Raw genomic sequence first — 23,521 nt, forward strand, 5'->3', positions numbered from 1 at the left:
TTGCACCCGAACTGATATTGATGATATTGCCACCCTTATCGCCAAATGCTTTCAAAGATGTCTGGATAGTAAGTACAGGACCCAAAACATTGACGTTGAAATGCTGATGAAAAGCTTCTACCGATGCTTGTTCAATAGGTAAGTATTGCTGAAAGACCGCGTTGTTTACCAAAATATCCAACGTGCCGAAAGCCTCCTTTGTTTCTTCAAACAGCCTGATTACATCGACTTCTTTCGATACATCGCCCTGTACCGCAATGGCTATGCCTCCATTGTCGGTTATGGCTTTCACCACTTTATCCGCTCCTTCTTTGCTTGTAGCATAATTTACAACAACCTTTGCGCCTTCTGCCGCAAAGTGTTTGGCGATAGATGCACCTATTCCTTTTGAAGCACCGGTAACTACCGCTACTTTGTTTTTTAATTTACTCATTTTGAAATTATTTTAATTATTTAATGGCACGAATTCAAACTCGCGCCACCGTAGTGTCAATTACTTAGCCAAATAGGTCATACCACCATCAACAAGGAGTTCAGCACCAAGCATAAACGAAGAATCATCAGAGGCCAGGAAAACCGCTGCTTTACCAATGTCAGATGGTTGCCCAATCCTGCCTATCGGCATTGCATCCGCAAAGTGTTTTTTGATAGCTTCAATTTGTTCTGCGGGAACAAACTGTTCAAATGCTGGTGTATCAGTTGTACCTGGTGTTATTACATTTGCTCTAATTTTTCTATCTAAAAGGTCGCTTGAAAATGCTTTTGCAAAATAGATTACAGCCGCTTTTGCAGCACCATAAAGCGTGAAAGAAGAATATGCTCGATGCGCTGCATTTGACCCGATAAGAATAATAGAACCACCATCATTCATATAGGGTAGTGCTTTATGAACAGTGAAGTAAACACTTTTCAGGTTTAAATCCATTGTCTTGTCATAGTCGGCTTCGCCAATAGTTGCCACAGTTCCTATAGTTCCACCCCCCGCATTGGCTACAACCACGTCTATTTTACCAAATTTTTCAGATGTTTCTTTAAATACTCTTTCCAGGTCGGCAAGGTTGGTTACATCGGCATTTATGGCTATAAAATTATCTCCAAGTTGAGCCACAGAACTATCTAAAGTTTCCTGATTTCTGCCGACAAGAACTCCTTTAGCACCTTCATTTTTAAATTCTTGGGCAATGCCAAACCCGATACCGCTATTGCCGCCTGTAATCACGGCAACCTTATTTTTTAATTTACTCATTATTTCTTTTATTTAAGATTTGAGCGACAAAGGTAGAGTGCATAAGTTATTTTTAGTAACTTTGTACTGAAAAATAACAGTAACATCGGTGTAACCAAGTAACATTATGGGGTGTATAATAGAAGAGTTTCAACAGGAACAAAAGAAAAGAATGAGGGCCGTTCAGGATTCAATGGACGCGCTGAATGGGAAATGGAAGATTTCTATCATTTCATCTATTTGCTGTTATGGTAAAAGAAGGTTTTCGGATATTTTGAATGATATAGAAGGAATTTCCAACAGGATGCTGAGCAAAGAATTAAAGGAATTAGAAATAAACCAGTTGGTAAAACGAACCGTTTTAGATACACAACCTATAACGGTTCAGTATGAACTTACGGAACACGGCGATACGCTGCAAACCATAATCACCAATCTTACAGATTGGGGAATTGTACACAGAAAGAAAATTGTCGGCAAGTAACGTTCGTTCTTTGTTGGGTGTGGTCCTGCTATTGCTGCCAACAACCTCGTATCAGCCATTGCCAATGCCGGAGTAGAAAAATGAGTAGTGGATACTCAAACTATGCTTTGTAGCTATTATGACCTTGATGGTAAACCCGATGGTAGCTGAAGCCTATTCCACAGTACGGTTACTAACTTCCCGGATCATTACTATACCCGGTTTGAGATCGGATAGCAGCTTAAAACAAAACCTACTTATAAAAATAAGCGGGTTTTGTTGAGTAATCTTCGTAGTACCGAAATTTATAGTGATCCCGACGAGAATCGAACTCCGTCAGTCCAATGTGCTTTAAAGGCTGATTTTGCCTGTTTTTACTTCAAAAACTCACCGGTGTTTCATAAGCCCTGGTTGTAAATGTTATATTCAACTTTAAGGCTTATTTTTTAAAATACTACCAAATGGGTATTTTGAAGTGATCAAATTTCGTTGACTAATGCTCAACGTTTGGCCTACAATGGTCGGGACTCGAACGGATTTTCCCATTTCATTATCAATATTTTATCAGCCAGGCCAAAAATGACCCACCCAAAACTCACTTTCGTTTTGGACCAGGCAAAATTAAAAACTAAATAGTATTTCGTGATTTGACAATTGCAAACGACGATTATCGTACCGGTTCAGCAAGTTGAGTATGCCATGGGGAAGCCTGCGCAGGGACGAGGAAAGCGTTTTCGCTAACACCAGAGATATACGGACGATCGGTTATGGATGAACCGTTGTCGGATCGCAAGTAACGGATAAAAATTAAACGCCGGATCGCGTAGTACTTTTCAGCAAATATGCGTGTTCGGCACGTTAGCCTAAATTGAAGTTCGCATAGCTTTGTCGCCCATCACATCTGCTTCCTTCTCCAACCCATTATCGTCATTGATATTTAATTTTCCCTTCATCTGCGTGGTAGGCCGCACCCTCCCTTGTTTTTGCTGCACTATATGCCAGGCCTCATGCGGTAAATGTTTTTCCTGCCCGGGCGCAATATGTATATCGGTACCTTGGGCATAAGCATGTGCTTGCATTTGAGCAGGTTGTGCAGAGTTGTAATGCACTTTTACGTCATTCATGTTCATACCCGAAAGGTTTTCAATGCCCGATCGTAAGTTGTCGGGTAAGCCAGTGTTGTTTGCTTTTTTTTGTACAGGTTTAGATCGTTCCTGAAGCATTTCATTTTCACCACTTTTCTTTCGCTGTACTGATGGTCCGGTATAATTATCAGCCATCAGCTGGATGGTTTTGAATTGCTGCACACGGGTACTATTGTTAACGGATTGTTGTATTTTTCTTTGCGCAATTCCTTTAGGGCTTTTAGCAACAAATTGCAACGCCGGTTTATTTTTGCGCTGCTGGATCACATTACCAGCAGTGGAAATTTTTTCATTTTGGGTTATTTTATCTGCATGTTTGCTCATTGCGGTTGTTCTGGGTTTGCAAATTGAAAGTAATGCGTTCTTCTATTCTGATCTTATCTAAAACACTATTTTTAAAGGTAATGAATTTTATTTATTAAAATGAAACTTGAGTAGTGTTAATATCACAGTGGCACAAAACAAGCCATGGATCCAAACAGATCATATCGGCCCGGAAGGTTTTTTTAGTACGAGACGACATGGTTTTGGGGCTCTGTTTTTTTAGTTGAAATATTCCAAAATAAAAATGGTTAAGTATTTTATTTGAAAATAAATTTCACTAAGTTTAAAAACTTAAACCATCATACCCCAAGTAACCAACCAATGTCACAAAATGATCGACGAAGTATTAATAACTCTTAAAGATAAGCTTAATGAGTATGTTTGTTTAAAGACCGATCACCCGGAGGATACGGTAGTTTTTCCTGATGGAAGCAAGTTAGATCCGTCACAATTTCCGCTCAATAATATTACCCCGATACTTATTAATATCGAAGAAGAAAAATCCATCAGATCGGCAGACAGGTTTAGTGGAGTGGTAAGAAATGGTTTGCGAACCGAAGTTAATCCCAGTATCCCTGTCAATTTGCTCATCCTGTTTGTTGTTAGGTTTGCTGATTATGAGCAGTCCATGAAGATTCTTTCGCTTATTATAAGATTTTTCCAGCGTAACCGGGTATTTGATCATGCAAATACACCAACATTAAGCCCCGAACTAAGCAAGTTCACTATGGAGTTGCAGGCTTTGCCTTTAGCAGAACAGAATGAACTTTGGAATTCCCTGCGGTCGGCCTATCAGCCATCGCTGCTTTATAAAGTAAGTATGCTGGTGTTTAACGATAAGGAATCGATACAAGTGATCCGGGATGTAAACAAGGTGGAATTGGATATTTCAATATAGTTATGGAATTTATAAAGCAACTAAGCCTAACTATCCGGCACGAATATTTTGACCAGGGACCTGCCCCGGGCATATCTATTATTCCCGGTGAGCAATGCAGGAAGCGGTTGAAAGATTTTGGCTTGCTGGCTAAAACCGATGCCCGGGGGGTAACTATCTTTAAAGCTAATTCGCCGCAGACGGGCGTTTTTGCAACTATGCCTTCGGCAGATATAGCTTTTGATTTTCTTATTTTTATGGATGATAGTCAATTTTATCACTATACAATTTTGGCTGCTAAAAAAAATGATGAGATCTACTTATTTACTAATCAAAATACCAACAAAAAAAATACTGCCACGCTGTTAAGCAGCGTTGTTTCGGCGGCTGAAGCTGGCAATGCAATAGACCGGCCTTTATTAGGCATTATCAGGTTACGGTTAAACTACAGGTTGCCTGCTACGTTAACGCTTAAATTTTTGGCCCGGTCGTTAAAATGGAGTTACTACGTAGTTACGGGCGCCTCGCGGGCAGGCTTGGTAGTAGATGGTAAGCTATCGGGTATTTTGTTCTCTAAAAAGGAAAGTGCAGAAACCCCGGCCGATGCCATTGTTACTGCCTTAACTAATAATTACCCGGTAGCAAAGGTCTCGTCATTCGAATCGGACAAGGCCATTGCGTTTAACAGCCAGGGGCGGAAGAATATACAGCTAAAAAACGAATCAACTAATTCAGTGATCATAAAGCATTTGCCCAATCCGTCGCTGTATGATAATGGTATACAAATTATTAACCTGCTCGATTAAATAACATATCAGAACTAAACTTTAAACGCATGACAAATTATTACACCCCTGGTGTGTATGTTGAAGAGATTTCAACGCTGCCTCCTTCTGTAGTAGAAGGCTCAACCGCCATTCCGGCCTTTTTGGGCTACACCAAAAAAACCGAATACAATGGTACCGACCGCAAACTGGTCCCCACCCGTATCAGTACTATGCTGGAGTTTCTGCAGTATTTTGGTGGCCCGCCGACATCGGTAGTTTCCGCAAAAGCGAAAGTGATAAGCGCCACTCAAACGATTTTTGATGGGATAACCGACTATAAAAGTTCTATTTATAAACTTTATTATTCGCTGGACCTGTTCTTTAAAAACGGTGGAAATTATTGCTACATCGTTTCGCTGGGTGTGTATAGTTCTGCCACTGAATTTGAAAATGACGATTTTGAAGAAGGCTTGAAATCGCTTGAAAAAGAGGATGAGCCAACGCTGATAGTAATGCCGGATGCGTGCGGCCTTAGTCAGGTCAATTATTACGCCATTTGTCAGGAGGCGCTTGCACAGTGCCAGCGATTAAAAAATCGGTTTTGTATACTGGATGTGCGCCCGGCGGATGTTGAAACGGCAGATGCGGTGGAGATATTCAGAGACCACATTGGTGCCGAAAATCTTCAGTATGGGGCGGCGTACTTTCCTTTCCTTAAAACTTCTATAAGCCCCGTTGTAGATGATATTAATATAACAGTAAAAGGTCTTTCGGGCACTGGAGACTCAGGAGGGACCAAGAAGGATACTGATAAGGCAAAAGCAGCCGAGGCAAAAGCGAAGGCAACTGCCGAAGCCGCTGCTACAGCAACTGCCGCCGCCGCCGCCGCAGCAGCAACAGCCGCCGCCGATGTAACTCCAGAAGCAACTGCCGCCGCGGAAGTTGCCGCCGCCGCCGCCATCGAAGCAACTGCCGCAGCAGTAACCGCCGCCGCAGAAGCAAAAGCCGCTGCCGCCGCCACAGAAACAACCACCGGCGATGTCACACTTTATACGGTCAAAACCAAATATACAGGACTGTATTCAGCTATTAGGAATGAATTAAATAGCCCTAAATATAAAGTGGTGCTACCGGCCTCGGCCGCTATAGCTGGTGTATACGCATCCGTTGATCGTGACCGTGGTGTGTGGAAAGCGCCTGCAAACGTAGGCCTTAACTCTGTGATAGAACCGGTAACTAAAATTACCGTAGCCGAACAAGATAAACTGAATGTGCATGCAGACGGTGGCAAATCCATTAACGCCATCCGTAGCTTTACAGGTAAAGGTATTATTGTTTGGGGCGCACGCACTCTTGCGGGCAACGATAATGAGTGGCGTTATGTTTCTGTTCGCCGCCTGTTTAATCTTATCGAAGATTCGGCCAGCAAGGCTACTTTTTTTGCTGTATTTGAACCTAACGATGCCACCACATGGTTAAAAGTGCAAAGTATGATAGATAGCTATCTATACAGCCTTTGGCAACAAGGAGCATTGGCCGGGTCAACCGCCAAGGCCGCCTATTTTGTTAAAGTAGGATTGGGGTCTACAATGACCACGCAGGATATTCTGGAAGGCAGAATGATCATAGAGATAGGTGTGGCCGCCGTAAGGCCTGCCGAGTTTATCATACTACGCTTTTCGCACAAGTTACAGGAAGCATAATCATTAACCCATAACACTTTCACATTTATTAATATGGCTACTACAATAGAACAAATGAAAACAGATTATCCGCTGCCGGTATATAATTACCGCGTGGATATTGATTCGGATACTATATCTTTTTCGGAGGTTTCGGGACTGGAGATTGCTTATGAAACGATCACATATAAAGAAAGCCGGATAAACGCGACCGTGCCTGGCCCTAACATAATGTATATGCCCGGGATGCCAAAACCTTTGAATATTATCCTTAAAAAAGGATATGTTAAAGGAAAAAGCAGGCAAGCGCTTTACAATTGGATAAACGGAACAAAGCTTAACAGAACGGTTAAAAAAGATATCAAAGTACATCTGTGCGATGAAACAGGCAAGTCTGTAGTGCAATGGACGGTGATAGATGCGTTCCCTGTTAAGCTTACGGCGCCAAGTTTTAGCGCCAGTGCGGACGATGTGGCTATCGAATCGATGGAGTTAGTGGCGAGCAGCCTTACAATGGAAGAAAATTAGTGGAACCATTAACGCTACCTAAACCCGATCGCTGGAACCGGATCGTTAACGAATACCCGTTGCCGGCTTATAACTATAAAGTTTCTGTCGGTGGGCACGATGTGGCCTTTGCAGAGGTATCCGGCCTTAAAATGGAATATCAAACAGTGGTGTATAAGCATGGTATGAGTTATGCTACAGGGCCGCAAGTGCTGCGCGGGCAGCCTATGATGAATACTATTACCCTAAAAAGGGGAATAGTGCATCGCCGGCACGAGTTGTTCAATTGGTTAACTCAAAATCATGCGCTGGATATTTTCATCGATCTTTGCAATGAAGAAGGCATGCCGCTTATTCGTTGGAGTATATCCGGCGCTATGCCGGTGAAAATAGATACGCCGGGTTTTTCTGCCAATAGTAACGAGGTAGCTATAGAGAGTATCGAACTGGTAGCATATAACATGAAAATTGAATATATTCAGTAAACATGGGCGTATTTTCTTCAAACCTTGCATTAAGCCACCGTTTTGGTGTGTATTTTCTTGAGACCGGTTTTGCGCCTTCCGTATTGGATTTTCGCTTTCAGCGCGTTTCAGGTATGCAGGCCGAGATAGAGATGGAAACCATATATGAAGGCGGCCAAAACCTGTACCAGCACCGTGTTCCAAAGCGTGTTAGTTACAGTAATTTGGTCCTTCATCGCGGCATGGCAACAAGTTTATCGCCGTTAGGCCTTACTGTTAATATGGCGCTTTCAAGTTTTAGCTTCAATCCGTCTAATGTGTTGATCATACTTTTTAACGAGGCCGGAGAACACGTAATGCATAAACTATTTTTAAAAGCAGTACCTATCAAATGGTCCATTTCTGATATGGACGCCGAGTCTGATAGGGTGATGATAGAAAGTATCGAACTATCATATACCAGCTTTAAATCATTGCCTGTTCCGTTCGCTTTTGAACCACCTAAGATCCCGGTAATAGATATTATTTGATATGGCTGTAGAAATTAGAGAGCTGGTAATAAAAGCTACTGTCGTAAATACCGACGCCAATACAGCAGATAGTAGCGGCAGTGCTATAGATAAGGCGCAGATCATTCAGGAGTGTGTAAAAGAAGTACTTAAGATCATTGCTAAAAGTAAAAACAGGTAACGATGGGAATATTCAATAAGATCAAAAATAACTCGGTTGTTAAAAAGGTATACTGGAAGCTTGAGAAACTGACCATTTTTAGTTACCCGACCGAGGAGCATAACAGCGACGAGAAAAAGCTTGAGGTGATGTTTAATCCGGAATCGTACTCGCTAACATATGAGAACGTTTATGGTGCATACCAGGGAATAAACACTACCGGCCGTGAAGCGATATATACCCTAAGCAAACCTTCAACGTTATCGCTCAAGCTAATATTTGACGGAACAGGTGTTACGGAGTTTAGCCTGCCTTTAAGTGATACTTATTTTGATCCGGTATCTGAATTAAGAAGGCCCTGGTCTAAAAGCGAAACAGTATCACAACGCATCAGGAACTTCATGAAGCTAACTTCGGATATGGATGGCAAAGTGCACCAGCCGAGGTTTCTGAAGATCGAATGGGGGACATTGGTGTATAAATGCAGGCTAAAAAGTTATAAGATTACTTACACGCTTTTTGATAAAGGCGGAGACCCGCTAAGAGCCGAGGTGGATGCCCTTTTTTTTGGCGAGACCGACGAGGAGGCGCGGATCAAACGGGAAAATAAAAGCTCGCCCGATCTAACCCATAAGCGGGTCGTAAGATCTCATGATACCTTGCCCTTGCTTTGCCAGGAAATATATGGGTCGGGGACTTACTACCTGGAAGTGGCAAAGGCAAATAAATTGGTCGATTTTAGAAACCTCGTTCCGGGCCAGGAACTTTTTTTTCCGCCGATTGAACAATAACTATGAGTAGTATCACCTATACCATAACCAGCGATAGCAAGGCTATGCCTGCCACATATAAGCTGCTGAGTATTTCGGTATCGAATGAAGTTAACCGTATCTCATATGCAGAAATGGTACTCATAGACGGTGATTACTCAAAACAGGTATATAGCATTAGCGATGGGGATTTCTTTGATCCGGGTAAAAAGATTAGCATAAGCATAAGGGAAGAAGGCGAGGCCGAAGAAGAAAAAGTGATCTTTAAGGGATCAGTGGTCACGCAATCGCTTAGGTACGACCAGGGTAATAGTTTACTTACGGTAGAGATGAGCGACGATGCCATCAAGATGACAACTATAAAGCAAAGCGATATTTTTAAAGATATAAAAGATAGTGAGCTGATAGAAGGGCTCATCTCCCGTAGTGGCGTAAATAAGGGAACGGTGGATGATACTAAATTTAAACATGAACGTATTGTACAATATCATACCACCAATTGGGATATGCTGCTTAGCAGAGCCGATGTGAACGGGCTTTTGGTGACCACAGTGAACGGGAAGGTATCGGCAAGGATCCCAAAACTGTCAGCCCCTTCGGTAAAAACCTTTAAACTGGGTAAGGATATTATTTATGATCTTGATCTGAAACTTGATATTAGTGATCAATACGCCGGTATACAAACAACTACCTGGGATGAAGAAAGCCATACCACAGACAAATCCAATGTCGAATCATTTAATTTAGAGCAGGGTAAGTTAAAAGCGGCAGATATAAAAAAAATTTCAGGAGATAAAGCCGAGCGGCTATTAGCTTTAGTGCCGCTTAGCCCTGAAGAGGGAAAGGCCTGGGCAGAAGCAAGGATGCTTAGAACAAGGCTGTCTATGTTAAGAGGGAGCTTTAAAATAGGAGGACTTACCAGCGTTAATTTGTTAGATAATATTAACCTCGAAGGGATGGGGTTAAAATTTAAAGGGCTCACAATGGTGACGGGCATACGTCATGAAGTTACAGAGAACGGATGGTTCACCCATTTGCAATTTGGGCTTGGGGCCGATGGGCTATCCGGTACCGCATCTCTTACCGCTTTACCGGCATCAGGGCTGTTACCCGGTATAAATGGCCTGCAAACAGCTATTGTGGAAGATATTGAGCTTGACGCTACCAAGCGCGCCCGCGTAAAAGTGCGGATGTTTGGTGCTATAGGTGCAGACAAAGTAGTTTGGGCGCGAATGGCCACCCTTGGTGCAGGCCATGAGCGGGGCATGTTTTTTTGGCCCGAAAAAAATGATGAAGTTGTGCTTGGGTTTATTAACGATGACCCGCGGTACCCGGTAATACTGGGTTCGCTTTACGGATCCAAAAACATACCGCCAGTTCCCCGGGATAAGACCAATACTACTAAAGGATTTGTGAGCAGGAAAGGGCTGAAGTTGATCTTTGATGACGAATTGCAGCAGGTGAGCATCCATACATCTAAAGGGAACCGGATCCTGATAAACGAAAGCAAAAAATTCATCGAGATAAACGATGTAAATAAAAATAACATAACACTAAATGCGGAAGGAATCGAGATCAACACTGCAAATAACCTGGTTATTAAGGCCGAAGGCGATATAAGCATTAAAGGGAAGGCCGTAAAGATCGAAGGAAGTAAAATAGAATTAAAATAATAATTATCATGAACGAAGTTAAATTAACACTCAGCTTAAGAGAAATTAATCAGATTTTAGAAGCGCTTGGAAATCAAAGTTATGTGTCGGTTTTTGAACTGGTTGCTAATATCCAGGAGCAAGTACAAACACAGATGAAAAATACGGGGCCCGTAGAAACCGCAGCCTAACAGTTAATGCCCCAATCAGTATATTATGGAGAATAAAAATGCATTTCTTGGCCAGGGTTGGAGTTTCCCGCCCGAGTTTTTTGCTGGTGGTGCCGGTATAGAAATGATTGCAGGCGAGGAAGATATTAAACAAAGCCTTGGCATATTACTTACCACTGCTATGAATGAGCGGGTGATGTTTCCCGGTTATGGCTGCGACCTTTCACGCTACCAGTTTGCCGAGATAGGCCAGCAGCTTATCAACTCGCTCGCGGCAACTGTTTCAGATGCGATATTGTTGAATGAGCCGCGGATAGTGGTAGAGCAAGTAGATGTTACACAAGATGATAATGAAATGGGCCTGGTGCTTATATCGGTCGAATATATCATTATGTCTACCAATAACAGGTACAACATGGTTTACCCTTTTTACATTAACGAGGCATCTAAATGATCTGCCTTAAAACACCTGAAACCGATGGCTGATTACCCCCTTATTGATGGCGACAAGGTACTGTTCACGTCGCTTTTTGCACAGGCCATTGTAACGGTTTTGCCGGGCACTATAACAGGCTCGGGCAAAAGCGTGGGAGGTGGTAAAAAAATATGTGTTGAAGGAGATGAGGCCAGCGTAGAAGTAGCCGGATGCCCGTATGTAACGGGGCCGTTTGTTACACCAGGCATGGGTACCCTTAAGATAGCCCGGTTAGGCCCGGATCAGCTTTCCATAAAAACAACCGATTCGGCAAAAAAGATAATATTGAAAGGGCGCTATTTTATTGCAAAATTCCAGGTACAAAAACCTGCGATGGACCCGGTGACATTATCTCCAGACCCTTCGCCGTCTTACCCCGGCAGGGGGGAATTTGTAACTACCAATTTTAAAATAACGATAGATTAACATGATCGGAGGGTTAAATCCAAGAAAACTTGTTTACCGCGATGGCACCAGCCAGTCGCAGCGCATTATTGGTGCGCCCGATCCGGACAGTATCAACATAGAAGAGCGTACCCTGCGCGATCTGCTTGAGTTTGCTACCCGCTTTGCCAAATATTTAACCTTTTATAATGAAGAGAACAAAGCGGCCGGCGATTGGAGCGGCTTTTTAAATGGCGGGGCAGCAGACAGTGCCGATCAGCAAAAGTGGCTTGCCGGGCTTATAAGTTATGCCGAAGGCACTTATGACCTTGCGCTTTCGCACCAGGGGCCTCCGTTCTCAAGCCCGCATCTGGCATTATTTGTTACGTTTTTGAAACTGCTTGATAATATTAAACTACAGGTGAACCACTTTACCAAAAAGCACCTGGATCTTTACTATGAAGAGCTTTTAGGCATGGATAAAAAAAAGCCGGTGCCCGATGTTGCAAATGTTATTGTACAGCTTACCGCCGATATGGAGAAGCTGTTTGTGCCAAAAGGCACGCAGTTAACGGCCGGAAAGGACGGCGAAGGAAAAGACCTGACGTACGAAACAGAAAAAGACACCATGATCAGCCAGGCAGCTGTCAAAAATATAAGATCGCTTTTTGTTGATAAGAACGTGATCGGGCTTCGTCAAAAGCGCGAAAAACATATCGACCGAATCCAGGCACTCAACGAGATTATGAATATGGCTTTAGGATACGATACATTCGATCCGGGGCTTTCAGGCAGTGACCTTACTGCTACTGCTTTAAAATATTTGCTGTTAGATGCCGAACTTAACAGCATTGTCCGGTCTGCGGATCCGAAAAAAGAAGAAGAACCGGACTGGGAATATATATACCAAACGCTTGAAAAAGCTTACCGCCGCCTGATGATCAGGAACCGGCAACAAGCTACAGAAAGGCCACCGCATCTGCTGGGTTTGCTGCAAATAGCGCTGGGAAATAACGATGGCCACCTACCTGATCTAAACAACAACAGGATTGATACAGAGACACTGAATGATTTGTTCGATCAAGTAGAAGCAAAGGATAATACGCCCGGTAAGGCGCTGGCTGCTGCTTATGTTACCAGTAAATTAATGCTTTCGGTAGCTGAATTTAGTGGCCTGGTAAAAAGCTTGAGAGCAGAAAAGGTCAAAGACGAAAGATGGAGAGAGATCTATGTTTTGCTGGAAACGGCAAGATCCAAAAGGAAAGACCTTGTTGTGGCTGTGCCGCAAGAAACGGAATGGAAAGACATTGTTGCGGTGGATTACGTAAAAGCTATATCGGGGGCAGGTTCACCGATCCAACATTTTAAAACTTTTGGTGTCGACAGCCGCCGGCCGGGTGCACATAAAACAACACCCTTATCGCTGGGTATGGCCATTTCATCGCCAAGGCTTTTAATGCGCGAGGGTAAACGGAACATTGATGTGTATATCGCATTTGATCCTACCGGCAAGCTTAAAACAGCACAACTGGCAAATGCGATCAACCAGCGCGGCACGCTGCCTCCGCCGTTTCTTTTTTACATAAGTACCGGCAAAGGCTGGAAAAAATTAACCGAAAGTTCGATGTCTTTCGGAGATTTTTTAAAGCCCGGGTCAGACGGGGCTGCACTTGATGTTTCGATAAAGGACGGGATACTTAATTCAGCAACAGAGATCTTTTTGGCATCGGGTGTGGGGGATCATATCATTTTGAAGGATGGATCGGTGTATAGGGTGGATACGATTATTGATGCCAAACGTGCCCGCGCTACTATGAAAGCCAAAATGCCGGATCAGCCTTATAGCAAACGATACACCCGTACCGAAATATATCTTAATGCAATCCATGTACGGTTTGAGTTGACCGGGACAGACCCTGAGATCCTGGCACCCGGGCCGGATGATGACACGATCAACCTGCAACACGATGAGCCTGTACTGGCCTTTATGTTGAATGATAACGAGGATCAAACCGCCCTGGCTAACGGGTTTAATAGCTGGTATCAAAAATTTTATGAGCTAACAATAACCAATATCCGGGTAGATGTAGAGGTAAACGATATCAAGTCGCTTAGCATTCAAAATGAATATGCAGAATACAATCCCAAAAAGCCGTTCATGCCGTTTGGGGCCAACCCGCGTTCGGGCAACCGATTTTATTTTTCCCATCCCGAGATAGCAGGAAAAGTGATCGATTCGCTCACGCTCAATTTCAACTGGATGAATGCCCCAGCAAATTTTGCAGACTATTATACCGCCTATTGGAGCATCATTAAGAATGACATGGGCGGATCGAACAAAGAGGTGACCGGCAACGATTTTTTTAAAGCCGGTCTTACAATGGTCGATCATGATATTTCATCTAAACCAAAGGAAATCACTTTGTTTAATGGGAAGAACGCAACCGGCGAAAACAAAGTAACTACACCTTTAAATTGGCTGCCGGCCGGTGCGCCTGATCTGAACGCACGGCAGTTAAATAGCCGGGAAGAAGTGATCAGCTGGACACGTTATTTTGTACTGGAACTTCAAAACGATTTTAGGCAATCGGTTTACCCCACACTGGTTACCAGGCAGGCGCTTAACAATGCACAATACAAAGACCTGGTATTAAACCCGCCTTACGTGCCTGTATTAAAACAACTAACAGCAGGCTACCAGGCATCAGTGAACATCGGTTTTAAACAATTAGATAATGCAGGAAGCTTTTTTCATATCACCCCCTTTGGCTATGCCAAACCGGCGGAAAATGCTTTTATGCCCCGTTTTGACGATCAGGGCGAATTGTACCTCGGGCTTACCGGCTTGGGTAACGGGCAAAACCTATCGCTTTTGTTCCAGTTTGCTGCCGGCAGTGCCGACCCCGACCTGCAAAGGCTTGATGTGCGATGGAGCTACCTTGATAATAACCAGTGGATAACCTTCCATGCTCAAGCCATACTTAACGATAGCACTAACGGGCTGTTAAATACAGGTTTGCTGGAGCTGGTTATCCCGGCAGGGTTGAGCAATAATAATACGTTAATGGCTAACGGTTTTTATTGGCTGCGTGCAACCGTTAATGGTACGGCTGCCATTCCTGATCTGGTGGATGTGATGGCACAGGGCCTTAGCGCCGTATTTATCAACAATAATAATGCTGCCGGTCACCTGGCCGAACCACTGAAGCCAATGAGTATAACATCCGCTATTGATATGCTTCCCGGTGTAAAAATGCTGGTACAGCCCTTTGCTTCCATGCACGGTAAACCCGGCGAAACTACGCCGTTATATTATTCGCGTGTGAGCGAAAGGTTAAGGCATAAAAACCGTGCACTTACCATGTGGGATTATGAACGCCTGGTGTTGGAGGAATTCCCTGAAGTATACAAGGTGAAGTGCTTGCCCGGCAATTTTTCGGGCACGATGCAGGACACCGGCGGTGTTGATGTGATCGTGATCCCGAACATACAAGGACGGCAGTCGTTCAATAGTTTTCAGCCCAAGCTACCGGCCGAAGGATTGTTGCGTATTAGCGACTACCTTGGCGCACGCACCCCGCCGTTTGTAATGGTAACCGTAAAAAATCCTACCTATGTGCAATTAAGGATACGTACAGCAGTACGTATCAAGTATGGGTATGCGGAAACTTATTGCCTTGAAAACCTTGAAGAGGAACTTAAAAGATTTCTTGCGCCATGGGCATATGATGAACAGGCAGAGATCGTTATCGGCGGAAGCATTCACCATAACGTTATCGTCAATTTTATAGCCGAAAAGCCTTATATCGACCATGTGAACACGATTAAACTGCTGCATAGCGTAGACGGGGTAACATTTCGCGATGTGCTGAATAAAGAAACAGGGGAAGTGTATACAGTGACCCCTAATGTAATACTTGTATCTGCAGGTGCGCATGAGATCCGCCTGCTTACCGACGAAGAATTCCTGGAAACATCTACTGAAGGAATAGGATACATGGCTGTAGATGTAGACTTTAAGATAAGTGAAAATATTATAAATTTTTAAACGCAACAGTAATGGCAATAACAAGCAGAGCAGTGCTAAAAGCTCGTTTCCAAAAAAACAAGATCCCTACACAGGATGATTTTGCAAACGTAATTGATTCGGCTATTAATTTGGCCGACGATGGTGTATTGAAAAGTTCGGGCGACCCGCTGAGTGTAAAGGCAGAGGGCACCACACAGGAACTGCTGGCCTTTTATGAGAGCTTTGAGTCCTTGCCAATCCCTGCCTGGAAGATCAACCGAAAACCGGGCACCAACCCGGGATTTAATATTGCCACAGGTGACGGAACAAGCCGGTTATTTATTGATGAAAGGACCGGCGCTGTAAATATCGGCGGAATTAACCCTGTTAGGGCCGCCGAACCGGGTATGCTGCAATTGGGCGATGATACCGTTGCAAATAGCAACGGCCAGTTATTGCTGGCGAGGCTGGTAGATATAAACCGCAACCGTGCTTTTAAAATTGGTGTTACAGACGATTGTGGTTTAAGCATATATGATTTGGGCCATGTAGGCAATCGTATCCATGAAGAACGGCTTAACATTGATTATACGGGCAGAGTATCTGTAAAAAAAGGTTTAGAGGTTAACGAGCTGTTACAGGCTAACGGCGACGCGGCAGTAACCGGCAAACTGGATGTCACCGGGCCATTTGAAACCAAAGGCAACGCGTTAATGAGTTCCGCAACCGTTACACACCGATTTGAGGCAATGGGCGACTCATTGTTTAGGAGCGGATTAGCTGTTAACGGGCTTTTGGAAGCAAATGGTGGTGCTACAATGCTCACCGGCCTTGTTAACGGGGTGCTTGAAGTAAAAGGTAATACGATAGCCAGGGGCGAAGTAAATGTTCACGGTTTATTGAACGCAAAAAGTAATATGGCGGTAGCCGGTGTATTGGATGTAAACGGAGACCTCAATATCAGCAAAGGGTTTAAGATGAAAGGCGGGGTAATTAAATGGGGTGATGGAGCCCTTGGAAGCGATACCATAGATCCGGGCCTTTATTCAACTACTGATGGCTATTGCTTGAAGGTTGCCACTGTAAATGCACCAATCAAATTCTTCAACAACAAGACTGGTGAGCGGGCGGCATCCGGCCGGCCAAATATGATCATCGGCAAAAACGGTACTGTTGCTTTAGGAACAGATGATCCTTTAGCCATCAGCGGTTGTAATAATGTACTGCAAATAGGCGACGATAAAATAGAGGGGTCTTCAGGACAATTGATCTTTGGCAGAAAGCAGGGCGTCATTACCCGGTCGGTTAGAATGGGAGTTGATACTGATGGAAATTTTAGTCTTGGCGATTTCGATAACCAACACGCAGCAAGCAGGCAATATAAGGAATACATGAATATAAACCATCTGGGTTTAGTAACAGTAAAGAAATCGCTTACGATCGATGACAACGTAGGTATAGGATGCCTTCCAGGTACAAGTAAGCTTGACGTGAACGGGACGTTGCATATTAGAGGAGTGGAGAACGAAAATGCGTTGGCATTGCAGGGAGCCTATATCACCTGGAATAAATTGGGAGGGCAAGGGCGAACGCACTTTGTAAATCACGGTGGTAACGGCCCTGGAGGGTTTATGTTTGAAAATATACCGAATGGAGGTACATCCAGCATTATGGCTCACTTAAACAACCTGGGTGATCTTTTTTTAAAAGGAGATTATAAAGGCAATGGAGCCCTTAGGGAATCTTCTGACATGCGCATAAAAAGAAACATCCTGTCTGTTGATGGAGGGAAAGATCTGGCCCTGCTTAACAGGCTTCGCATAAAAGATTACGATTACCTTGGTAAGGGAACAAGCGAGCGCAGGAAAGGGATAATTGCCCAGGAGGTAGAAAAATTTATTCCCGAAGCAATATCGCAAGACACATCTTTTGTGGCTGATATATTTGCCACCCCGATTAAAATTACAGCGATGGGCGATGAAATGCTGCTTATTATGGCCGAACCACATCACCTTGTTAACGGAGATCTGGTTAGGTTGATTCTTCCGCATGGCGATGCCGAATGCACAGCGACTGTGGTTGACGAAAAGAGCTTCCGCGTAACAGGTAATGCAGATAATTTTAAAGGGGTGCTGGTATTTGGTAAACAAGTATCTGATTTTAGGCGCGTTAATTACAATCACCTGTTTACGCTTAACCTTAGCGCAACCCAGGAGCTTTCTAAAAAGATAGATGTACTGTTAGCGTGGAAAGCATCGCTTGATAAGAATATGGTACTTGCCGATTAATTTTAACCCTACGTTAACTACTTGCCATGCCGCAGCTACACCCTTCAATAACTATTAGCAACCAACCGCACGAACATCCCGCGCTCGATTTTAATACGCTGCGCGAGCAAGGCATCGGTTACCTGCAACAGTTGGCCGGCGAAACATGGACCGACCACAATACCCATGATCCTGGTATTACTATACTGGATCAGCTTTGTTACGCGCTTACCGATCTTAGTTACCGGATAAATTTCGATACAAAGGACCTGCTTGCGCAGCCGGATAGCAGCACCTATAAAAGCCTTTTTAGCCCGGCTACCGTATTAAGCAGCAACCCGGTTACGCTGAATGATTTTCGCAAGGTGCTGTTGGATATTACCGGTGTAAAAAATGCCTGGATAGAAAAGGTAGAGCGATCTACCCCTGAGATCTATTTTGACCTCAAAGACAAAACACTTTCGCTAAGAGACCGGGAAACGCTTGCTAAGGATGAACCATTGCCCGATCGCGAATTGATAAATATACGTGGGCTTTACCGGGTGTTTGTTACTAAAGCTGATCCGGAAGCATCCACTGCAGATCTGCGGCAGCGCGTATGGCAACGGTTACAAAGTTGCCGCAACCTGTGCGAGGATTTTGAAGAGCTGATTATTTTGGAAGGGGAGCCTGTAACCATTGCCGGAATAGTTGAGTTAGCGAATATAGATGATGCTAACGCATTGGCCGCTAACGTATTGTACCGGGTAGCCCGTTGGCTATCTCCATCCATTTCTTTTTACACACTGCAGGAAATGCAGGCCAGGGGTATGCGGATAGATGAAATTATAAACGGGCCAACACTGCAGCACGGGTTTATAGATGACGTGGAGCTTGACAGGTTTAAGCGCCTAAACAAACTGTATGCATCAGATCTTATTCGCGAGATAATGGCCGAACCCGGGGTGCGCGTAATTACCGATCTTTGGATGAGTACCGACATTGAATTGGCCAATAATTGGGTATTACAGCTTGATAATAGCCGTGTACCCATGCTTGATGCAGCTGCCAGCCTTTCAAAGCGCCTGGTATTTAAAAAAAATGGCCAATTACTCAAAATAAATAGCGAATTAGTACTTGCTTATTTTAACCAACTTAAAATATCTGATGCAGCAAGGCTTCCGGCTATGCACGAGTTGGATATCGTCCCCGAAAAACGGGAGCCAAGAAATATGAGCAGTTATTTTTCTATCCAGCATCATTTTCCGCAGGTTTATGGTATAGGTAACACGGGGGTGCCCGATTCGGTACCCGACCATCGTAAAGCGCAGGCCAAACAATTAAAGGCCTATCTTTTGTTTTTTGAGCAATTGTTGGCAAATTATTTTGCGCAAGTTGGCAATATCAAAGATCTGTTCTCTTTTTACAGCGATGAGGCCCGCACTTATTTTAGCCAGTCGCTTATTGGCGTTGTGCCGGATGTTGATGAATTGCTAAAAGATGGCTACGCCGGTGAATTAGCCGCCACGACCGAAAGTGATGAGCTGGCACTAGATCGCAAGAATCGTTTTTTGGATCATTTTTTGACACGGTTTAGCGAAAATTTGGCAGATTATTCGCTTTGGTTGAACGATCATCAAACACTAACCCCGGACGCGGATAGGCAAAATATCCTTAAACGCGAAAAGGAACGCCATAACGCTTATAAGGGAATGCTGGTTAAAACCAAAACTAGCTTTCTTCAAAATTATCCCGTACTTGGCGCGCAGCGGGGAAAAGGATTTGATCATACAGCCAAAGGGTGGGGAAATCAGAATGTTTCAGGACTCGAAAAAAGGATAGCCGCAAAATTAGGCATAGCTAATTATAAACGCATACGCCTGGCCGATAAAAAAGAAGACGGTTTCCACATGGTGGAACATATTTTACTGCGACCAGGTAATGCCGACCGTGCAGCTGTTGATAGTTATACCGAAACCAGGTACTTCAGCAGTTTTATTAAGGCTAATGATGGCATGATGATCTGCGGTTGCGACGTTCATGGCCTGCAAAATGGAGATGTTATACTTTTGAACGATAATGGAGTGGAAACACCTTACAAAGTTTCCATGGTGTTTGAACATAACTTTCGTATCGAGGCCAACTTTGATGTTAATATCAATATAAAGCGCGCTGAAAACAACGAATCACCGCTCAGTTGGGTCCGAAGGGATTTTGATTCCACCATTTTTGTGTTCCAGGACAGATCAATGGTGAAGGATCCCTATTCTTTCCAGTTGACATTCGTATTCCCCGACAATAGTGAACGGTTTGCAGGCAATTTTCGCGAGTTTATTGAAACCACTATCCGGGAAGAAACGCCGGCCCATCTTACTGTATACATCCAATGGATGAACCGTGCTGAACTCAAACGCTTTGAAGATGCCTACTGGTTGTTTCTTAACAGATTAGCTGCACCAAAAAACCCGATATGAAGAACGAAGATCACCTTTTGAGGGCTGCACGCAATACTTTACTTGATATGTTACTGGAATCTCGCGGTACCACATATCCACTGGCCGACCTTCCTACAAGCACGCCCCTTGAAATGGTTTATTTTAATAAGCCGGGTACAGTTACGGTAAGCTACCCCCAGCCCGATGTTACCTACCAGGTGTTTGAAGGCGATACCCCTTACAGCGAGGTATACAAAAATGATTCAAGGCTAGCTATTTCGCTTGATACTATACCGCTAACCGGCGAATCTCATGCTTTTAAAGTAGTTGCCACCAAACGTTATAGCCGCCGGGCGCCTTTAACCAAAGTGCTGTACCAGGTGGTGAATATTAAAGTTGGCGTAAATATGGGCCTGGAAGTAATTGCCTCAAAAACGCTGCTTAATTTTAACGAGAAGACTACCTTAACAATAAAAGACCCGCAAGCTGGAGCCGAATATTATATATGCCTTAAAAGGGATCGTAATGTCCCGCTTAGCGCAAAAGTATTGTATGAGAAGGGAGACCTGTCTATTGAAACAACGGATGGCTTCAAAGAAGATACTATATTATCGGTAGTGGTACATGATCCTAATACCGGGTCATCGGGGATACTTGATATGCGGATCACGATACAAGTAAAACCTGATTTTGACTTGCCGGCTTTATGGCTTGCAAAAGATCCTAAAGATGGTAATAACGTTAGGCCTGTCATTGATCATAGCGGACGGGCTTTTATAAGGTTATCAAATACGCAAAGCTCGGTAACTTATCAGTTATTTCTTGTAGATCTGGACGGGGCCGGACCTCCCGAAACGGAGACCCTGATAGGTAACAAGTATAAGGGTACCGATGGTGATCTTGACCTGCCTGTAACCGGAATGCTTACCGAAGATGTGGTGATCGGCATTATTGCGCGAAAAACAGGAAGCCTTCCTGATGGTGGGTATCTGAAAAAAAGCGTAATCATACCGGTAAAACCTGATCCTAAAGTTAAGTTAAAGGTGCTTACCAGTGAAGATACGGAAGACAAGAACATCTCCATACAACTAACCGGTGCGCAATGCGGTGTTGTTTACCAGTTGTATCAGCAAGAGGGAGATAGGCCCATTGGCGAGCCTGTTTTTTATCATCGTAACCTGGGGATAGGGAATACACGGATAGGCGGTGACTTTATTGCCGATCACTACAACGCAGATGCCGGGATGGCCAATTGGGTATACAGCGAGTTTGTAATAGATGCAATGGATATCGAGGAAAAAAAAATACTGATATTACCGGCAGGGCTCGTTGAGGATACCACCACTTTTTATGTGGTCGCTAAAAAATCTACCACCGGTTTTACCGGGCTTTTGCCGCCTGTAACAATTACTGTAGCTTAAAATGCAGCGCCAACAGCATATGATCATGAAGCAGGTGATAGATCTGGCCATCAATGAGCAGTTGGACGCACGTGCCATACAGGAGCGGGTTTCGCGCTTATTTCAGCAACGGATCATACCCCTGATAGAGAAATATTTGGATCGCGTGGATTTGCCGGGCAGCACCACGCAGATCCCTCTCCTTGAGATTGACCTTGGCGTGCTCACTATCGATACACTCGAAGAAGTTTTTGAAGATCGTTTTGAGCAGGAAATAGCCCGCCTCGTAAAAAAAACATCAAGTAGCAGTATAAGCGCCTTTGATATTGAAGGTGCAACGGTGACAACTAAAAACCAAACAGACAGGGTGCTGGTGGCTTGTTTTCTGGAGACCGGAATATTCCCATGGTGGGTAAAAGATGGTACCCCCGCGCTTTTTATACAGGCGCTTAGCAGTGTTATTAGAGAGGAAAAACACGAACCTATCCGTTTATTGCGTGTTTTGTTTGCAGAACCGGCGGCTATTAAACGATCGGTTTATAATGCCGGCGACCAATTGCTGCGGGAGATAGCGGCAATAGCCACATCTAACGATCCGGCAGTTAGGGATGCTAGCGGCGAGGTTGCGCTGCAGCGTATTTACCATGCATATAAAAGGGCTTTAACTACAACTGCCTTCCGCCAGATATGGTGGACCGATCTGTTAACCTTAACACTGCACAAACCGTGGGCAAAAGGTAAAGAAACTCCCCGTTTGATCAGGTTATTGCTTGATCCCAAAAGCGGGTTTGAAGCGTATGCAGGCAAAACTGCAGGTGGACAGGAGTTGCTTTCTTACTACCAGGAACAACTATGGATATTAAATAAGTTATTACAGGTGTTTGCCCCTGCGGCTTTTAAAAAAGGAATATCCGTGAACGGGGTTTATGAATTGCAGCAGCATTTTAATAATATCAGGGATCTGTTTGGTGTTGAAAAAGCCAGCCATACAGATGAAAGATCATCGGATGGATCGTTTAGTGCCAACAAAGCGGGCGGCACAGGTAAAGGTCCATCTGATGAATTGCCAGGCGTTAATAAAGCAGGCGACGCAGGTAAAGGGACATCAGATAAAGATCTGTCATTGAGTTTTCAGGAAACGAACGGCATAGATAAAGATGCATCTGACTTGAATGTAAAGGATGCCAATAATATTTTAGCTAAGCCTGGTGAAAAGACCGGCCGCTTAGAAGAAGTACCTAAAGGTATTGCTGACGCCGCCGATCCATCAGTTGTAGTGGCCAAAACCCCCTCTAACAAAACCAATCCTGGTAAATGGCTTGTTAACAGCACTTTTAGCGATATAGAAAAACTATACGTTAAAAACTCAGGCCTTGTGTTGCTTTGGCCATTTTTGCCGCGTTTTTTTAGTAACCTGGAGCTTACCAATAATGATGGATCTATAGATGCAAGTGCAGCGGCAAAAGCCTGTTTGCTGCTGCAATACCTGGCCTATGGAAACGATATGGATATATTTGAACCATCATTGCTGTTAAACAAATTGTTGACCGGGGTAGATCTTTTTAATCCGATAGACATACAGGCCGTGATTACGCCGGACGAACGCGATGCCGCCGATCACATGCTAAGGGCTGTGATTGGTAATGCCCCTTTATGGAAAACCCTGTCAGAAGATGGTTTGCGGCGAGCCTACCTGCAACGCGACGGTGTACTTAGTGCACGGGACGGACATTGGTTATTACAGGTAAAAAGGGAAACTTATGATGTTATTTTGGACAAACTCCCCTGGGCGGTAACGGTAATAAAACTTCCCTGGATGGAGAATTTAATTTTTGTAGAATGGCTGTCAATCTAAAT

General features: G+C 44.0%; 21 protein-coding genes. 18 read left to right on the plus strand and 3 right to left on the minus strand.

Going from position 1 to position 23,521, the window contains the following annotated elements; all coding sequences use genetic code 11:
- Positions 1–433, minus strand: a 433-nt coding sequence (locus tag JWQ54_RS01795; RefSeq protein ID WP_299579296.1) for an SDR family NAD(P)-dependent oxidoreductase, incomplete at its 3' end; no start/stop codon positions are given.
- 60 nt (positions 434–493) lie between these two features.
- Positions 494–1,246: an SDR family NAD(P)-dependent oxidoreductase gene (locus tag JWQ54_RS01800; RefSeq protein ID WP_299579299.1), complete on the minus strand. Its 753-nt coding sequence runs from the start codon at positions 1,244–1,246 to the stop codon at positions 494–496.
- A 106-nt stretch (positions 1,247–1,352) separates the two neighbouring features.
- On the opposite strand from JWQ54_RS01800, the gene JWQ54_RS01805 reads away from it, so the two are divergent.
- On the plus strand, positions 1,353–1,709 hold the full coding sequence (locus JWQ54_RS01805) for a helix-turn-helix domain-containing protein (protein WP_299579302.1): 357 nt from the start codon (positions 1,353–1,355) through the stop codon (positions 1,707–1,709).
- A gap of 842 nt (positions 1,710–2,551) precedes the next feature.
- On the opposite strand, the gene JWQ54_RS01810 is transcribed toward JWQ54_RS01805, so the two are convergent.
- A complete protein-coding gene (locus JWQ54_RS01810; RefSeq protein WP_299579305.1) occupies positions 2,552–3,157 on the minus strand; it encodes a DUF4157 domain-containing protein in 606 nt (201 codons plus the stop codon).
- Between the two features lie 331 nt (positions 3,158–3,488).
- On the opposite strand from JWQ54_RS01810, the gene JWQ54_RS01815 reads away from it, so the two are divergent.
- The 17 genes from JWQ54_RS01815 to JWQ54_RS01895 are packed head-to-tail and all read left to right on the plus strand — an operon-like array spanning position 3,489 to position 23,519.
- Entirely contained in the window at positions 3,489–4,055 is a 567-nt protein-coding gene (locus JWQ54_RS01815) for a DUF4255 domain-containing protein (RefSeq protein WP_299579308.1), read from the plus strand.
- A 2-nt stretch (positions 4,056–4,057) separates the two neighbouring features.
- Positions 4,058–4,840, plus strand: coding sequence for a hypothetical protein (locus JWQ54_RS01820; protein WP_299579311.1), 783 nt, complete (start codon positions 4,058–4,060; stop codon positions 4,838–4,840).
- Between the two features lie 29 nt (positions 4,841–4,869).
- Positions 4,870–6,504, plus strand: coding sequence for a phage tail sheath C-terminal domain-containing protein (locus JWQ54_RS01825; protein ID WP_299579314.1), 1,635 nt, complete (start codon positions 4,870–4,872; stop codon positions 6,502–6,504).
- 33 nt (positions 6,505–6,537) lie between these two features.
- Positions 6,538–7,011: a phage tail protein gene (locus JWQ54_RS01830; protein ID WP_299579317.1), complete on the plus strand. Its 474-nt coding sequence runs from the start codon at positions 6,538–6,540 to the stop codon at positions 7,009–7,011.
- A complete protein-coding gene (locus JWQ54_RS01835; protein ID WP_299579320.1) occupies positions 7,011–7,475 on the plus strand; it encodes a phage tail protein in 465 nt (154 codons plus the stop codon). The genes JWQ54_RS01830 and JWQ54_RS01835 overlap by 1 nt, the downstream gene beginning before the upstream one ends.
- Before the next feature lie 2 nt (positions 7,476–7,477).
- Positions 7,478–7,984, plus strand: a complete 507-nt coding sequence (locus tag JWQ54_RS01840; RefSeq protein WP_299579323.1) for a phage tail protein — start codon at positions 7,478–7,480, stop codon at positions 7,982–7,984.
- 1 nt (position 7,985) lies between these two features.
- Entirely contained in the window at positions 7,986–8,144 is a 159-nt protein-coding gene (locus JWQ54_RS01845; protein WP_299579326.1) for a DUF5908 family protein, read from the plus strand.
- A 2-nt stretch (positions 8,145–8,146) separates the two neighbouring features.
- Positions 8,147–8,914 carry a hypothetical protein gene (locus tag JWQ54_RS01850; RefSeq protein WP_299579329.1) on the plus strand — a complete coding sequence of 256 codons (768 nt, stop codon included), beginning with the start codon at positions 8,147–8,149 and terminating at the stop codon, positions 8,912–8,914.
- Positions 8,915–8,916: 2 nt separating this feature from the next.
- Positions 8,917–10,566 carry a type VI secretion system tip protein VgrG gene (vgrG, locus tag JWQ54_RS01855; RefSeq protein ID WP_299579332.1) on the plus strand — a complete coding sequence of 550 codons (1,650 nt, stop codon included), beginning with the start codon at positions 8,917–8,919 and terminating at the stop codon, positions 10,564–10,566.
- Between the two features lie 8 nt (positions 10,567–10,574).
- Positions 10,575–10,736 (plus strand): hypothetical protein, encoded by a 162-nt coding sequence (locus tag JWQ54_RS01860; RefSeq protein WP_299579334.1) that lies wholly within the window; start codon positions 10,575–10,577, stop codon positions 10,734–10,736.
- 25 nt (positions 10,737–10,761) lie between these two features.
- Entirely contained in the window at positions 10,762–11,169 is a 408-nt protein-coding gene (locus tag JWQ54_RS01865) for a GPW/gp25 family protein (RefSeq protein WP_299579337.1), read from the plus strand.
- A 24-nt stretch (positions 11,170–11,193) separates the two neighbouring features.
- The gene (locus JWQ54_RS01870) at positions 11,194–11,616 is read left to right on the plus strand and encodes a hypothetical protein (protein WP_299579340.1); all 423 of its coding nucleotides are present in this window, start codon (positions 11,194–11,196) and stop codon (positions 11,614–11,616) included.
- Between the two features lies 1 nt (position 11,617).
- A complete protein-coding gene (locus tag JWQ54_RS01875; protein ID WP_299579343.1) occupies positions 11,618–15,622 on the plus strand; it encodes a baseplate J/gp47 family protein in 4,005 nt (1,334 codons plus the stop codon).
- An 11-nt stretch (positions 15,623–15,633) separates the two neighbouring features.
- Complete coding sequence (locus JWQ54_RS01880) at positions 15,634–17,871, plus strand: tail fiber domain-containing protein (RefSeq protein ID WP_299579346.1); 2,238 nt, start codon at positions 15,634–15,636, stop codon at positions 17,869–17,871.
- A gap of 26 nt (positions 17,872–17,897) precedes the next feature.
- Positions 17,898–20,303, plus strand: coding sequence for a hypothetical protein (locus JWQ54_RS01885; RefSeq protein ID WP_299579349.1), 2,406 nt, complete (start codon positions 17,898–17,900; stop codon positions 20,301–20,303).
- On the plus strand, positions 20,300–21,685 hold the full coding sequence (locus JWQ54_RS01890; RefSeq protein WP_299579352.1) for a hypothetical protein: 1,386 nt from the start codon (positions 20,300–20,302) through the stop codon (positions 21,683–21,685). The genes JWQ54_RS01885 and JWQ54_RS01890 overlap by 4 nt, the downstream gene beginning before the upstream one ends.
- 25 nt (positions 21,686–21,710) lie before the next feature.
- Positions 21,711–23,519, plus strand: coding sequence for a contractile injection system tape measure protein (locus JWQ54_RS01895; protein ID WP_299579355.1), 1,809 nt, complete (start codon positions 21,711–21,713; stop codon positions 23,517–23,519).
- Positions 23,520–23,521: the final 2 nt, after the last annotated feature.

It is taken from the genome of Mucilaginibacter sp., assembly GCF_028288225.1.
Lineage (GTDB): Bacteria > Bacteroidota > Bacteroidia > Sphingobacteriales > Sphingobacteriaceae > Mucilaginibacter.